This is a genomic window from Flavobacterium sp. KACC 22758 (genome assembly GCF_028736135.1).
In the GTDB taxonomy this organism is placed as follows: domain Bacteria; phylum Bacteroidota; class Bacteroidia; order Flavobacteriales; family Flavobacteriaceae; genus Flavobacterium; species Flavobacterium johnsoniae.
This window is the reverse complement of record NZ_CP117878.1, coordinates 2,195,481-2,211,537: the sequence shown is the minus strand read 5'-3', so window position 1 is coordinate 2,211,537 and position 16,057 is coordinate 2,195,481. Positions and strand designations below refer to the sequence as shown.

Below are 16,057 nucleotides of genomic sequence, written 5' to 3'. Positions count from 1 at the left end.
AGTTTCTTTCGACTAAAAAATTATCTTTTTTTCCTCACTTTATAGAGTTTTAAACAGTGCAGATAAAACTTTATATTTTGATTATCAACTTCTGTCGGACTAAATTCATAGTCCTTCTTTAATGTGAAAAATTTTATGGTATTGATATTATTTGACATTAATTTTTTTATGTCTCTTCGCGCAAGTTCAAGGGCAGCGATTCCATCACAATTTACCTTAAAAGTATTTTTAAGGATATACATTTCTCCATTTTTAAAATAGAGTTCCAACGGCTGTTGTTGTTTTACACAGACATTATCTGTGAAAATTTTAAAATATAAATAAATACTGCCTCTTCTTTTTCCTAACTGAAAAACAGCATATTCATAATCTTCATTATAAACACGAAGTAAAATTGGTGCCGCACTTGCAAATAACTTTCCTGAAAGCAATAAATCGTTTTGCGTTATAGGGCAGCTTAAAGTATCAATTTGATTTACTTTTTGTGCTTTAATCGAATTTGAAATTGAAAACAAACCGACTAAAAGTAAAATTTTAAGTACGTTCATGAATTTGAATTATTTGGTTTGATCATTCAAAAGATCAATGTTTTGTTTAAAAAGGAAACACATATAGCGTGTTTCCTTTTTTTTATTTTACTGTACAATTATTTTTGTTCGTAATCTGTATCCCATTCTGTTCCGTCGTCACCTTTGTGACCATCCATTTTAATAAGGAAGTTTTTAGCAGGGAAATAAGGTTTCATATGGATATCCATATAAATTCTGTCTTTTTGAATTGGATCTTGTTCAAATCTGCGGATTTCAAAATTCTCGATCAATTTATCCGGACCAGTGATTCCGTCAAGGAAAGCAACGATCTGATTCATAATTTCTTTACGTGTTTTAGCAGTAAAGTTTTCGAAAGCACGACGATTAAGGAAATCCATTAATACTTTAGTCACATAATCAAAAACACGAACTACAGAGTACGTTTGCAATCCTAAATTATCTCCGCTGAATAATGTTTTAGCAGAAAAAGCCATTACTTTTCCGTATTCATTTACCATCGGAACTAATCCTAAGTTTTCAAGATTAGCGATTTCGCTTTTCTTAAGATCAAATTTCACTCCGTCAACTTCATTAATTCCTCCAAATTTCTTACCTGCAGTAACCTGAGACATTAATGTTTTGTATATTTTTCCTGCCAATGCAGCCGAAGGCGCTACGTGTAAATCTTCGCTTTCTCCAATTTGATCAAATCTGCCGCGGCCAACAAGCCAGTTGCAAGTCATGATTACGTTAGAACGATAAACATCTCCTCCAGTCAATGAAGCCGCATCAAACATTTCCATTACATCATCCGGTTCATCAAGATGTTCGAAATCTGTAACTAACATTACTTTGTTTTCATGCGCAATTTTTGCCCATTTTTCAATCACTTTGTTAGATCCTAAATATCCTGGAATTACCAAAATACCGTAGTTATTTTTAAGATCTAAACGATCGTAATTATCAACTAATTCTGAGTGAATTGCATCAATAAAACGAGTATTATCAAGGTCTTTTAACTGATCTAATTCTGCGTTTACAATCGTAACATTTTTTACTTTGTCAGATTCTGTGTTTTTAAAGAATAAAGCCAGTGTTCTGTAAGCAGCTTCAATTTCTCTTGTATCTTCAACAGCTTTAGCAAGGTTTTTTTGAAGTAAAGCTTCAGATTCTTTGCATTTATCTTCACTTTGTGCCACCATATCAGTCAAAGCTTCATTATTGCTTAAAACTGAAGACCAAAGTTCTAAAGTCTTTAAAAGAGTTTCTCTTTCTTTTGCTTTATTTACTTCACCCAAAAAGATTTTTCTTCTTGCTTTTCTATCCGGGTTAAGGTTTTGAACTCCTTCAATTGCCATTTCTAATAAATCAAAACCGCCGTATTTAGCCAGTTTTTCAACATTTTTTTCAATTGAAATTCCTTTTACTGCTTTTGGCTCTAATACTGCTGTATCAAGATCACCTTTATATGCTTCTTTGCTTGACATATCTAAAATATTTTAATTTCTTATTTGTTTTCTTTTAACTCGTTGATCAGTGCTCCAAGACTTTCTAGCAAAGCTTGTTTTGCTTCTCCGTCTTCTAAAGCCGCTTTTAAAATCTTATTTGATTTTAACTGACGGATAATTTTTTGATACTGATCTTTTTCTGTTTCAAGATCAGACAAAAAACTACTTTGTGTTGTAATTCCTTTTATACCAAAATCACCTAAGTTTTTAAAGTTTAAAGGCTCAACTTTAGTTGCACCATCAGCAGTTTCAAAATTTACTTTTACTTCTGGTTTAAAATGTTCAAATGCTTTTTCGATACTTGTAATTCCTTCTACCAATTCTGGTTTTACAGGAGCATCTACTGTTAATTTTTGAGCAACAAGTGTTCTGTTCTGAGGGATTGCAGTGATCGCTTCATCTGCATCAATTTTTACTTCATTACCTCCAATTCCATAGTTTGACAACATAATTTCAAATTTTTAAATGATTAGTTTATTAATTTTTTTACTCTAAATTTCTAATTATTGATTTTGATAAATCTGACGGCATACATCCAGATCTCTGCTTACTTTTTCTAATTCTTCTTTGTATGTTTTAGCCGACTGGTTCAAACTGTCTATTAAGTGCGAATTGTGTGTAAGACTTCTAATTTGTTTTTTATAATCAATAATATTCTTGTAGGCCAGAATAACATTGTTATATAATTTTTTGTTTTCAGTTGTGTCTTTTGGTACTTTTTGATAGATATTCGCAATCATAACATTTGCCAGACGCTGCTGAAAATCATTATCAACTTTTGGTGAATTGATTGAGTCGATTGTCATTCTGATACTGTCAATTTTTACCGAAAAATTAGTTTGATAATCGTATTCTCTTTTCATCATTTCATTTTCTGCTTTCAACATTTTATTTTCTGCCACCGGCATATAAAAGTTGAACGAAACTGCAATCAGCATAACCGAAAAAGTCAGGATAAAGGCAATTAAAAAAGCGATAAATGCTTTCTGACGTTCTTGTTTATTTAATACTTCCATAATTTTATATTACTATTTTATTTTTTTAATCTTTTATGAAAAAACCGTGACGTTTTGGATTATGAACGATGTCTTTTTTCTCTGTTTCGGCAACAAACAATTCGATGTTTTCTTTTTTCTTACCGATGTAATCCAGTTTATTCAGTGTTTCGAATAGTTTCTCTATTCTTGTTAAAGCATTTATTACAAGCGTGGCAGTTTTATCAATATGCACGTGATCGTAACCGGCATTTATAAGAGTGGTAAACATTATTTCAAGATCTCCTTGTGAAATATCACACCATTCTGCAAAATAATTTAGCAGCTCTTCTTTTCCTGCTCCCGATTTTGAATCGATAAAGTTCTTCATCACTCTGGCAAATGCTACAACCGTGCTTAACATTGAAGCCGGATGCTGGTGCATTGAAAACCAGCGGAATTGCGTTAAACAGCTTCCTAAATAATATCCTGTATTATCTGCCAGCTGCATTACTGTTTGAGGTAAAACTCCTGCCTGTTGTCCTCTGTTTATTTTTTGAGAAATCTGAACCGAGTAAATCTCAATCTGACCAAACGAACGTGCAATCTGTGCTTGTATATCTACTAATTTTGGATGACAAGCCACTGTTACAGAAGGCGGAATATAATCTTCATCTAAAACTGTTGTATCTCCAATAAGAACTTTACCAATAGCAAGATAGAAACCTCCATATCCAATTCCTGAACGGAATTCTTCGGCTTTAATTAAATGAAGTTTGTATTCTGGCTGTGTGTACGGATATCTTGGCGGTACTTCATCTGGATCTGGCTCGCCAAAAGGGATTCTCTTTTTTGAATTAACCGATATACAAGCCAATAAAACCAATTGTTCGCCTTCTTTTATTTCATAAGTATCTTCCGGATACGGAACCTGAAGATCTAATGTATCAGTATTACTTTTACTGATTTCAATTCTGGATCCGTTTGGTGTTATGGCGTGGCATTCTTCTACACGAACACGAAGCAGTTTATGATTATCAATTCCTAAGGTGATTTTTGTGGCCTCTTTATTTTGGTTTCCAGAATCCAGCAGACCATAACTTATAGGCGTGGTATGAATACCAATTGCATCATTTACCAACTCAGAAACGTTGTCCTGAATAGATAAAAAATGACTCTTATTTATCTTCATCCCATCAATCCAGTTTACGGGAAAATGATTTAATTTTTCTATCATAATTCTATTAGTTTTTATTTTGAAAATGAGAATCTTTCGCTTCTCTTTTGTTTGGTTAGATTTTGAATATTAATATTGCTTTCTTATTATAACAAGATTTTACGGGTTAAATAGATACAATTGTGCGCAATGAGCCAGGTTTTCAGCTTCTTCTTGGATTTATATTTTAGTTGTAAAAAGATTTAAGGTTATAATATCTAACTTTTACTAATTATTAATCCTCTCTTTGATTTTATCAATATCAAAATCATTGAAAAATATATTTCCAAATACTTCTTTGCCGTATGTAAAAGTTTTATCATTTTCACCGCCGTCAATAGTAATTAGTTCAATACTATACTTATGTAGTATAATTTCTTTAGATTTTAAGTCATACTTAAATGTTATGTAGTCATTACCTCTAATGTCTCCTGCTTGATTATTTTCTTCGAAGGTGAAATAACTATCTTTAACCACTAAATCCTGAAGACCTTCTGCCATTGAATTAAAAAAAGAAGTATAAACAATATTTTTATTTTCATAAACATCATAATTCTCTCCTTTCTTGATAAAAACACAAACGGGCGATTCTTTTGTTAGTTTATTGTCTGCTATTTCAAAAGGTTCAAAAATTATAATCTTATCCATTTGACCATCCATATTCAGATCACAATCTTTTTCAATCTTTACTTTATAGTTTTTTAATTTATAAAGTTTTATATAATCTTTCAAAATATTTTTCTTTTCTGTTTGATTATAAGATTTTCTAACTATGGCTGTATTCGTTTTTAATTCTTGAATATCTAAATTTTCCTTTTTTTTACATGATGATATAAATAAAAGAATGATAATCAAGCTAAAAAAAGTCATTATTCTCATGTCAATTATTTTACATTAATTCTGCTTTTATGCACAAAACCTACTAATCCATTTTTTGTTTGAACAAACCACCAGTCATCTCTATTATCCAATACAGTTATAACAGCATTGTTTTCTAATTTTTCTATTATATCAGATTTAACACTTTTAGACTTTCTTAAATTACAATAACCATCTTTGTCAAATATTTGGTATGCTTTTATATTTCTGCCATTTCTATTTATTCTCTGTTTTTTCAATGTATTATATACAGACATTGCTTTTTCTCTCATTTGCTGATCAAGAATATTATACAGTTTTGGTGAATAAACTAAATTTTCAATATCAAAATAAAAATGCCAAAAAGTATTTATATCAGCATTATTTAATCTTTCTAGCTTTTTATTAAATTCTTTATCATTTTCAACTAAAGTCACTAAGTTTATATGAAAATAATTGACTCCATCTGCTTCCCATTTAGCTTGTGTCGCAATTTTTATTATTATCTCTTTACAATCTTCGTTTGTAGATGATAGCTTAAAAAAATAATTTATAAAATCATACGCTTCACTATACAAAATATTTGGTTTATCTGCTTTATCATTCCATCCAAAAACTGATTTAAAATCTCTAAATGTTTGTGGAAAATTTTGAATGAATTTTTTTTCGTCTTTATTTAAATATGCACTCTTTAATTTCAAAGGATCGTCACCTTCAGCCGAAAAATTCGTAAATGAAAACAGTAATAGAATTGATAAAAGACCACATGATAAATTACCGAACATCTTCAATTTTAAGTTTTCTTTCTTATTCATATGCCATTTCAGTTTTATCTCAGTTTAAATTCCCTCAGCTAACAAAAGTGTAAAACTCCTGCTAGCTGGGGCTTTTCTTTTCAATATGTCAAGGAACCTTGTTTATTTATGGTAATTTATTATCAAGTTTTTTATTTAATTCTTTCATAAACTCTTTTAGGCACCTTATTTAAGTCCTTATTTTGAGATTTCATTAATGATAGATATTTTTGATACGATTTTTTTGCATCTTCATTTTCATCAAATCCCCATTGTGCATCTCCTAAGTTTAAGTATGCTACAACTCTATCTGGTGAAAAATTAGTTACATCTAGAAGTATTATTCTTGCTTCATTAAAATTTTCATTTTCAATTAAAGTAAGAGCTGCATCATTATACAAAGTGACATTCTGGTCTGAGACTGGATTATTTTTTAATATACCTGCAATTTTATAAATATATAATTCAATCAACTTTTGTTTATTTTTTATGTCATCGAGAGAAGAACTTAAATCATTATTTTTTGTATCTCCAAACTGTTCAATGATGCGATCAAAATCAAAATCTTTAATAGATACTTAAATTTGTTTAGTGTTTTTTTCTTCTCCTGTTGGTAAACTTTTAAAATATGTGGCAGAATTAGAAACCCAGTTTACGCCTTTTTTATGAAACTCGATGTCAATTGAATTTTGTCCACTTATAATAGTTAATGGCAAACTTGCAGTTTTTATGTGTCGAATTTTTACATTACAATTATCAAAACATCTTTCAACTATTAAATTTTCTTTTTTGTCTAATAGTGATATACAGTTACCATCCTCTACTAAAAGGACATTTCCATTATTAAGGGTAAGAGAATCATTAACTGAATCACCTACATCATCATTAGAGATACAATCAGCTTTTGTACCTTTTATTTTTTTTATTTTATCAGTACTAGTCTCATTTACAAAATATTTAATAACAATTGGTAAATCATTATTTTTAATTTCCCATTTGGCTAGACCTTTTTCTTTATTAACAAATAAAAATTTATAATATGATTTTTCCGTTTTATCTATAAACAATAATACTCCTGTTTCATCTTCTTTTATATGATCAATCTTTGCTTTAGTACTTTCCATTATACCATTCTCAAAAATTGAATCATTAATAATTTTTATATTTTCACCTTGATATCCACAATCAATAATCAAAAATTCATTACCTCTTTTTTGTACCTCTATCCATGTATCTTTAAAATCTTCTTTACTATCCTGAGATTTACATGATAACAATAAGCTTAATAGTACTAGACCAAAAACTTTTTTTCTCATATTATTCTATTTTATTATCCCTCAGCCAACAAAAGCCTACAACTTTTGCTAGCTGGGGCTTTTCTTTTCAATATGTCAAGGAGCTTATTATTATTTTTATTTAAAGTATAATTTATACTTTGACATCTCAACATCTAAAGACTCATCTAAATAGAAAAGAGTATCGGATTGTAAACTTCCATTAACTTTTATATCTATCCGTTTATATGAAATAATTTCCGAATCTGGAGTAAAATATTTTATTTGCCAAACTGCATTATGTTTTAAGTCTAGATAAGAAAGACATGTATAATTATAATTTGGTGTTGCATTCTTTTTACTTCTATAAAATTCTATGGAGTCTCTCTTTATATTATTTAACAAACTATAAAGAACAATTCTGTATTCTTTTTTATTTAATATTTGCTTTACTAATTTAAATTTTACCTTATTCAAATTTGACGATAATAAATCAGACTTATTAAGATTTGTGAATTTCTTTTGATATAAAGAATTCTGTTTGTCAAGTATCAAATTTCCTTTTGAACTTGCAATTGATTTAAAATATTTTTCATATCCTAAACCTAAACTCGAATCACCTAAAAAGGCATCTGTTTTAGGAACATTCTGAGCAAGGATATTTTGAAAAAAACAAAAGTTTAAAATAGCTATTAATATAATTTTATTTCTATTCATCTATTTTTTCTTTAGATAATATTCATCATTCCCAGGATTAATAATTGAAAGCGGTTTACCTGAAATAGTATATTCTCCTTCATCACTTTGTATGTATATACTACCCATGTCTTGGTCTTTTTCGTTAAAAACGATCTTAATTTTATTATTAGGCTCAATTTTAGCAACTAGATTCTTATATACTTTAGGCGCTTCTCCTTTATTTTTATAAACTAATAATATATTATCCAAACTATTAATTGTAATTTCAAAACTGGTCATTAAATTATTTAGATCTTCTTTTTCAAAAATATATTTTCCCTTCCATTGATCATTATTTTCATTTTTACCATTAGTATTAGAACTAATTTTATTGCTTTTAACTAACTCAATTTTTCCATTCTTTTTATCAATTTTATATTGATTCCATGAACGCAATCGAATTCCTGCTTCATCTTCATTAATCTCTAAGAGCCATAAATCCAAATTAGAATCTATATAAAAAAACTGTCTGATTAAAGCCAATGCTTCTGAATAATTTTCGTTTTTATAAACTGTTATTTCATCAATTTTTTTATTATTCTTAAAAGTAGATAAGATAATATGAGTATAGATATCCGCATCTGAATTATCTTTTTCTTCTTTACTAAATTTTAAAACAATATCTCCTGTATTTTCCGTTTCAATAGCATTAAAATCCCAACTATCAAACTTATTATAATCAAATATTATTTTTGATAAATTTTCTCTTTTCGATTTTACACTTTCACCATTTTCTATTTTACTAACAAAATCATATTTAGATATTAATTCATCACCATATGGAATTAAGTTGCTCCCATTTTTGATTGTAATCGTATCATTTTCTTTATTTGCAATTACTTTTAAATCATTTTCTTTTTTACAAGAAATTAATAACAGAATTATTAAGGGAAAAATTATTTTTTTCATTTACTTTTTATTTTTTTATCACTTTTACACTATTATCATTGAAGTTGCCTGAGTGTAAGTGAGAATTATGTAAAGCCCCCCCATCTCCGGCATTTTTTAATTTTTTAAAGTACGTATCATCACCAACTAAAACTTCAGTGAATTTAAATTTAACAACTGCATCAATAAATGCTTGATCTTTTTTTAGATTCTTATAGTAAAGTGTATCAACACTTCTACCATTAACGTGTTCAGCACTTGGAAAACAAGAACCTTCTTTAAAACAACTTCCTGTTGTTACAATTCCGTCTAGATTATTACATTCCGCTAAGGCACCTATAAAACCTGCAAAAACATTTGGCCCAGTATATCTTCTTTTTGTTGAAGAAAAACTATATTTAATCACCAAATCGTCGGAATAATAGTCCAAGCTATCAGGCATTTTTATTAATTCAATATCACGACCAGTAGATTTATAAAGTCTCCACATTAAACCTTTTGTTGGATGCGTTCCGTATTCAGCTATATCATCATTCTTATACTTTACTCTTCTTGTAGTATTACCATCAGATACTATTTCATCAGTCAATACCTCTGAATGAGTTGGTTTTGAAGTGTGCTTTATTCCAACTTCTTTTCCTTTTGTGTTATACCAATCTAAAACACAAATAGAATGCTCTTCATTATTTTTGTCATGATATACATAATTGTATTTATTTTCATATCCTTTTTTTATAACTTTAGGTATGACCTTCTCGATTTTACCTTCTGCATATATATGATAGGTTACTAAATCTAATGGATTAACTGGTTTAGAGCCATCGGCATGATATTTATTATAAAGAAAGAAGGCATTTTTTAATAAATAATAATTTCTTTTTCTCTTCTCCCAATTATTTGGCATATTCGTTTTTCCATTACGTCCATTTAACAATACTGAAATTAATTCCAAATACTTATCTGCAAAAACTGCCAATTCATTAAGTGACTTTCCAGCAGTTTCTCTACTCCATCTTTTTACTGCATCAGAATTAACATCTGATGGCATTTTTTTATTAATACTCCAAATCCATGCACCACTATCAATACAATAGTCAACATCGTTTGCAACTATACTAGGATCCTTAACAATTTTTTGATTTCCTTTGTAATCAGCGTAATCTTGATACGGACCAGGTTTATCAAAACGAGATTTCTTGTCACTTGGATCAACTCGTACACCTGTTAATTGTAAAAGACCACGACCCTTATATATACTTTGGCTTGATATAAAGTCACTTTTTGTTTCTTCGGATAAAGCAAAAGTTCCTGTTTCTTCACACACTTGAGCTAGAAAATGTATTTTCTGAATACATGTGTTAATACTATATTTTTTAAATGCAGTATTTAATGCCTTTGTCAAAGTTGCAAAGGTTTTATCGCTAATATTACAGTCTATATGTTTATTACCTTTTAAATCTGCTCCTTCCCATATAGTTTCTTTTCCTTTTAAAATTTTAACCAGTTTCTTAACATCTTTTTCTTCAAAATCTTTATTACAAAAGCATTTAGTTTTTGTTTTGTTTTTATCATCAGAAGATGATTCACCAACCTTCGCAACCTTATTAGTTTGTTCAACAGGATCCGGTTTAAAAACTTTAGCATCTACATCAACTACTTCACTTTTGCTATGTATACTAGTTTGTATAACTTCAACATCAGCAAACAATTCCTGCTCTGCACCTTCTCCAGAAATCCCTCCTTTACTTCTTAATATCCTGTCTAGGTGTACAGTAATTGGAAATATATCGCCGGTAATCTTAATTTTTTGATCAACTAATAAATCATTACTTAAATAATCTTCATCATATAATTTAAAACGGATCTCTTTTCCAATCAAACCTTGTGAGTCAACCCAAACGATAATTTCTTTTTCCTTGTGAGTTCCTTTTATAGGCTGTTTAGCAGAGTTTGTAATATGTACTCTGGTAATTTCTGCTTTAACTTTTGGCGCTGATGAAGATCCCGTGGCTGGTGCTTTAGTTTTTGACTGTGTCGGCTGTGGTAGAGAAGCTTTGGGTTTAGCAGGTGCTTGCTGCTGTACCGGAACTTTACCTTTAAATGGCGCTACAGGAGCTTCAAGATCATTTACGTTTACGTTGTTACTTGCAATTTTATCTTTGTTAAAATCAACGGTAACATAGTATTCATGAATTTTACCTTCTTCCGGCCCATTTTGTTTAGCAATTTTAGCAAAACTTGGTCTCAGCAAAAAGTCAACATTTGCTTTACCGTTTGCAACAACTCCTGAAAGAGTTTGTATTAGATTATTTTCATTTGCTTTGTTATGTCCGGCACCAATAGCATCATCTTCCCATAAGGTAACAGATACTTTGTGTTTTTCCATATGAAGACAGTGAACCCTTGCTTTTAAAGTCTGTCCGTATGAAAGTGGTTTTCCTGGTTTTTGTCCGTTTTTATCTAGCAGTTCAATACTCTCAATTTTTGGTTTTTCGGCGGGATGTGTCGTTACATTCAGACGCGCTACATCTTCTCCTCTTCTTGCCAGAATACGAATACCTTTTCTTTCTAAACTTTTTTGAAGAAAGGTGTATGAGATTCTTTTTCCTGTTTTATCATTTTCTTTTGTCTTGCGCCATCTTCCATTTTCAAGAATATATATTTCCCACTTTACAGGCTGTTCAAAACTATTACTAGAAGCTGAATTTTGAAAAGGCAGAACACTCGGTAAAAAAGTATTTACTGAGTAGAATTCTTCCTTACCTACAACAGGATCGGGATTTCCAATTATTTTAAAATCTGACATACTATTTTATTTTATTTACAAATAGAATCACTCTCTTCTAAACTCTCTTGAAATTTTGATGTATTAACCAGCGGATTTAACTGATTATTTACTTGCGGCTTAGCCTTTTTTGCATTTTGTTTGCTCGCTTCTGCTTTTTGACCGTGTTTGTCTACTTCTATACAATCCGGTCCTCCAATAGGACAGGTTCCTTTACTGTCTTCAAGCAGAATTTTCCCCTGATTACTTAAGGTTACTTTTTCGTAAAAAGCACTCCACTTTGTAATTGTAGCCTGACATGGCAGATAATCACCGCTTCCATTTGGCTGCATTTTGCATTTCCCGAAGGTATTTTTCTCTAATGTCTGCCCAATTTCTTTGTCAGTAGCAATGAGTTTTTTCTCTGCATCTTTATCATTAGCATAATGCTTATCCTGCGATTTTACTTTTAATATATCTGTTTTTGGTTCTACGCTAAATTTACATTTAAGTGAAGCTCCCTGAACTACTATATGTTTCTCACTCATTGCCTTACCATTTATGAATATTACATTCGCTAACTACTCTGTTTTTAACTCTTTAGTTTTGAGTTTCTTCATTCTTTAAAGATTCTATTTGTACGATAACTTTTATTGGTTCATCATACTCGATACTGCATTCTAAATTTATCTTTTCGATACAATAACTATGTTCATCAAGAAAATATGAAGCGTTGATTTTTCCTTTCCACGGGTCAAATCCAAAACTGGCTTCACCTCCAGAATCTACATAATCTCCTTTTTGTTCTACTTTTACCAAATTTGATTCATCTAAAATCGAATCTATCTTTTGCTGTACCGCAAACTTCGATTCTTCATCTTTCTCTAATGGAAAAAAGACTTCGTTTTGAAACGAATAATTTGATGTATAACTAACGTAAATGCCGTTAAAAAAAGCTCTTAAAAAATAGTCTGAAGAAAGAGACTCAAATAATGTTTCAGAATTTTCTAAAGCATATTCTGTATGTTCAATATAATTTTCTGCAACCTCACCTTCAAAATAATCCAGAACTTCTTCTTTAGTATCCTTCCATCGATTTTCTATTTCATCATAATTGTAAATATCAACCCACTTTCCAGATTCATCTACCACAATCTTTAATGGATATAAAACAGCAGCGGTTTTAGCTGCCAGTTCATCCATAACTGTATCTGGTATGGTATTGTTGACATAAATAGATCCTTTATTTATTTCAAACAAATGATAATTATTTCTATCAGTAGCAAGCCATTTTACACTTACTTTCATTTCTATTGTATCTACATCATTTCCAAAAACAGTTGTATAGTTAACCTGGTAATCATTATTAATTTTGTCTGCAACAAATGGCAGTGTATAATTACTAGCTAAACTAACTTTCTGATATTTTTTTTCTGTTTGTTCCTTTTTAGCTTCAATAGCTTTTTCGGGTGCTAAAATCAAATACTCTAAGTAACTCTTAAAATCAGCTTCTATTAAATCCGGAATTCCACAGTACATATTATGATACCTTCTAAGTTCCTGAGCATCGATGCCAAGATCACGAGCAACACTTTCGAGCGTATCTCCTTTCTTGATTTTATAAATACGAAACTTATCGTATGATGACTTTTCAGGTTTATCTATATAGTACATAACATTTCAAAAAAAATATTAAACTGCAGCCTCTTTTTCCTTCTTTTCAACTTTTGGTTCAAACATAAAATCTTCTCCTTTTCCTTCCGCTTTTTTCGTTTGATTAACTTTTTTAATCTTTTGTCTTTTACAAATGATAACTGAGTTTTCAGTAATACCATTCATGCTCAGAGTATATTTTGCATCTACATATTTTGCCGTTTGATACCATTTTGGCTGTAAAAAGAATACCCAGCTGCAATTTTCACCGTTTTCTTTTAAATCAATTTTACTATCGGCATTATGTTCATTATATCCTGAAACGGTATGATAAAAAAGTGCCCCAAAATCAATTCTTACCGGACCTTTGGATCTTAAAGAAGTATATTTTGTATCGGTTTCTTTTTTCTGAATTAATAAGGTAATCAACAATAAATCTTTCATTTCAACGTTTTCTATCTCAGGAAAGGGATTTTTTCTTTCCGGAATTTTCCACGTAACATATTCTTTAGGAGGTATCTGCATCATATAGTTAAAAACTGCGTAAACGCCTGTCGGAACTATAAATACCAAGAAATGAGAACACATTAAAAAAGTCAGCGCAATCCCGTTTAAGGCAGTATAAATAATCACAAATAACACACTTGAATAAAGTGTTATTAAAAGTGAAAACAATAATTCGATACCCACAACGCCTTTTAAATTAAACTCATTAAAGTACCATCTATACAAGTAAACATTAAGGATTCCGAATAGCAGTGACGCAATTTGATAAAATCGAAACTCGTCTGACAACTCTGTAAATAATTTATTATAGCCCAAAAAACCAACCAGAGCATAAATCAATACAAATGAAAAAACATAGATGTAAAACTTTCTTTTATACTGTACCGCAAATTCTTTTATTTTATCGCTGAATACCATGGTAAGTATAAAACTTACCGCTATAATTACTACTAAAAATACAATAAGCCTAATATCAATAAGGGCTAATAAATGCTTTTTTACCATTACTAAATTCGTGTTGTATACCCTAACACAGGTTCTTTACTAAAATTAAACTCTTCTGTTTCTTCATTAATCAATAAAACTGTTTTTACTTCTACTTCCATTGGAAAAAAATGTTCGCAAAAACAATCTATAAATATTTTTATATCACCGTTTTTAAGATAATGCTGATAAGGTTTGTTCTTTATAGGGCCTATTTCTATTCTTAAATTCATAGAATAATCCATGTAATCTTTTCCAGTAATAAAATCGACTCCTAACCTATTTTCACCCAGCTTTATCTGCTCTGCTTCTTCACTGTATTCTTTTGAACTTGTTGTTGTATACGTTACTTTTTCTTCTATAATACTTGATAAACAATTACAAGCAAGATCAATGTCTCCAACTATCTTGTAGGCATAAGGCAGTAACTGAATAAATTTTGAAACTAAAATCTCTGGGTAAATGTGTGATAACCCCCAAAAATCATAGAAAAAATCTAACGGTTTACTTCCATTAAGCTTATACAAAAAATTCCTTTCAACACTTTCTATTTTAGTCCGATAATGAAAAATCTCGTTTTCAAAAGGAGTAAAAAAAACACGGGCTTCTGCCTCTTGCTTTTTCTGGTGTTTATGCTCCCTTATCATCTGTTTTACAGATTTATCAGAGTTATTTTCGGTCAGACTATGCACAAAACCTTCCGGAAGTGCGTCATACATGCTGTCTCGTGATAAACGTATATTTAGATATTCCTGTTTGTCGTAATTATCATCCTGAATTGCCGCTCCCAGAATATCGCTTCTGTATGCGCGTGAAAACTGCCCGTGATTAGAAATCGTAATTTCATCCTGAACCACAGCTTTATTTTCAAGAAGTTCATTAGCAATAACTTCCGCTCTAATATCGTACGAAATATTTTCAATTTCGTACGCAAGATCTTCAAGACTTTTTTTACTTTTTCTTTCCATCTTCGTTAATTCGTCCTGCGCCTATATATCGTAACTGAAAATATTCATCATTGAAATTATATATTGCCAGACCTTTGTCTGTACAAGCCAGAATTCTGTCATTATGCAGGTACAAACCAACATCTGATATGGGATGATCTTTATCGTATCGAAAGAAAACTAAATCACCTTCGGCAAGGAAACTGCGGCCGGTAAAAATTTGAATAGATTTTGATTTCCACATTCCCGCCGGGTCTTTAGGAAGCGTAACTTTATAAACATCACTGTACAAAGACTGAAGGAAATAAGAGCAGTCAATTCCTTTTTTAGAAAAGCTTTTCTCCTTGTATGGCGTATTCAGCCAAGGATCTATATAAGAGTATAATTTGTAGTTGGTAATTTTATTTGGCATTACAGCCAGAATAATAGAATATTTTTCTTTTAGAGCCAGAACTTCGTCACTCAAATTCTCTGAATTGTCATTAACGACGGTTTTGTTTTTTAAACCGGTTTCTTTCATTTGAGACTGTTTCTTTAACAGCTCTAAAGAATAATCGTATTTAAATGGAATTTGCGAAATATATTTTTGAGCATAGCATTCTGTAAATAAATGCATCATAAAAATCATTATAACAATCTGCCTCATAAAAATATTATTTAGTACTCTTTTTTTAGATAATTAAAATATTATTTAGCACCCAAATGGGCAATTTTTAAATTTTAGCAACAATAAAAAACAAACTTTTGAGTTCGCTTTCCTTTTTTTTAACCTTGAGAAAATTCTCATTTTTGAACGTAACTCGTTTATTATGAATTTATTTACTTTTTGGAACGAGGTGGTTACAAACCTAACAAAATATTTTGTAAGAATACAAATATTTTTTGTAAAATTTATATGATAAATATTAAGTTTTTTAAAATAA

17 protein-coding genes are annotated in these 16,057 nt (G+C 30.1%); all 17 read right to left on the bottom strand.

Translation table 11 applies throughout. From position 1 onward, the window contains the following. Positions 1–20: 20 nt before the first annotated feature. The 17 genes from PQ462_RS09580 to PQ462_RS09500 all read right to left on the bottom strand — a co-directional run bounded on the left by PQ462_RS09580 (position 21) and on the right by PQ462_RS09500 (position 15,780). Complete coding sequence (locus PQ462_RS09580; protein WP_274253276.1) at positions 21–548, bottom strand: hypothetical protein; 528 nt, start codon at positions 546–548, stop codon at positions 21–23. Between the two features lie 98 nt (positions 549–646). Further along, on the bottom strand, positions 647–2,017 hold the full coding sequence (locus tag PQ462_RS09575; protein ID WP_274253275.1) for a DUF5458 family protein: 1,371 nt from the start codon (positions 2,015–2,017) through the stop codon (positions 647–649). A 20-nt stretch (positions 2,018–2,037) separates the two neighbouring features. Then, positions 2,038–2,487 carry a hypothetical protein gene (locus PQ462_RS09570; protein ID WP_012025252.1) on the bottom strand — a complete coding sequence of 150 codons (450 nt, stop codon included), beginning with the start codon at positions 2,485–2,487 and terminating at the stop codon, positions 2,038–2,040. A 54-nt stretch (positions 2,488–2,541) separates the two neighbouring features. Next, positions 2,542–3,054, bottom strand: a complete 513-nt coding sequence (gene tssO, locus PQ462_RS09565; RefSeq protein WP_274253274.1) for a type VI secretion system TssO — start codon at positions 3,052–3,054, stop codon at positions 2,542–2,544. Positions 3,055–3,079: 25 nt separating this feature from the next. Further along, positions 3,080–4,249: a hypothetical protein gene (locus PQ462_RS09560; protein WP_274253273.1), complete on the bottom strand. Its 1,170-nt coding sequence runs from the start codon at positions 4,247–4,249 to the stop codon at positions 3,080–3,082. A 207-nt stretch (positions 4,250–4,456) separates the two neighbouring features. Further along, positions 4,457–5,107, bottom strand: coding sequence for a hypothetical protein (locus tag PQ462_RS09555; protein WP_274253272.1), 651 nt, complete (start codon positions 5,105–5,107; stop codon positions 4,457–4,459). 5 nt (positions 5,108–5,112) lie between these two features. Continuing rightward, positions 5,113–5,901, bottom strand: a complete 789-nt coding sequence (locus tag PQ462_RS09550; RefSeq protein ID WP_274253271.1) for an SH3 domain-containing protein — start codon at positions 5,899–5,901, stop codon at positions 5,113–5,115. Between the two features lie 131 nt (positions 5,902–6,032). After that, on the bottom strand, positions 6,033–6,353 hold the full coding sequence (locus PQ462_RS09545) for a hypothetical protein (protein ID WP_274253270.1): 321 nt from the start codon (positions 6,351–6,353) through the stop codon (positions 6,033–6,035). Between the two features lie 105 nt (positions 6,354–6,458). Then, the gene (locus tag PQ462_RS09540) at positions 6,459–7,196 is read right to left on the bottom strand and encodes a hypothetical protein (RefSeq protein ID WP_274253269.1); all 738 of its coding nucleotides are present in this window, start codon (positions 7,194–7,196) and stop codon (positions 6,459–6,461) included. Between the two features lie 96 nt (positions 7,197–7,292). Then, positions 7,293–7,871, bottom strand: a complete 579-nt coding sequence (locus PQ462_RS09535) for a hypothetical protein (protein ID WP_274253268.1) — start codon at positions 7,869–7,871, stop codon at positions 7,293–7,295. Further along, positions 7,872–8,801 (bottom strand): hypothetical protein, encoded by a 930-nt coding sequence (locus tag PQ462_RS09530; protein ID WP_274253267.1) that lies wholly within the window; start codon positions 8,799–8,801, stop codon positions 7,872–7,874. Positions 8,802–8,808: 7 nt separating this feature from the next. Continuing rightward, entirely contained in the window at positions 8,809–11,586 is a 2,778-nt protein-coding gene (locus tag PQ462_RS09525; RefSeq protein ID WP_274253266.1) for a hypothetical protein, read from the bottom strand. 11 nt (positions 11,587–11,597) lie between these two features. Continuing rightward, positions 11,598–12,092, bottom strand: a complete 495-nt coding sequence (locus tag PQ462_RS09520) for a DUF4280 domain-containing protein (RefSeq protein ID WP_012025260.1) — start codon at positions 12,090–12,092, stop codon at positions 11,598–11,600. Between the two features lie 52 nt (positions 12,093–12,144). Further along, complete coding sequence (locus PQ462_RS09515; protein WP_274253265.1) at positions 12,145–13,218, bottom strand: LysM peptidoglycan-binding domain-containing protein; 1,074 nt, start codon at positions 13,216–13,218, stop codon at positions 12,145–12,147. 18 nt (positions 13,219–13,236) lie between these two features. After that, on the bottom strand, positions 13,237–14,208 hold the full coding sequence (locus PQ462_RS09510) for a TssN family type VI secretion system protein (protein WP_012025262.1): 972 nt from the start codon (positions 14,206–14,208) through the stop codon (positions 13,237–13,239). A gap of 2 nt (positions 14,209–14,210) precedes the next feature. Then, complete coding sequence (locus PQ462_RS09505) at positions 14,211–15,155, bottom strand: type VI secretion system baseplate subunit TssG (RefSeq protein WP_274253264.1); 945 nt, start codon at positions 15,153–15,155, stop codon at positions 14,211–14,213. After that, positions 15,139–15,780, bottom strand: coding sequence for a C40 family peptidase (locus tag PQ462_RS09500; RefSeq protein WP_274253263.1), 642 nt, complete (start codon positions 15,778–15,780; stop codon positions 15,139–15,141). Before PQ462_RS09500 ends, PQ462_RS09505 begins: the two co-directional genes overlap by 17 nt. Between the last annotated feature and the right edge of the window lie 277 nt (positions 15,781–16,057).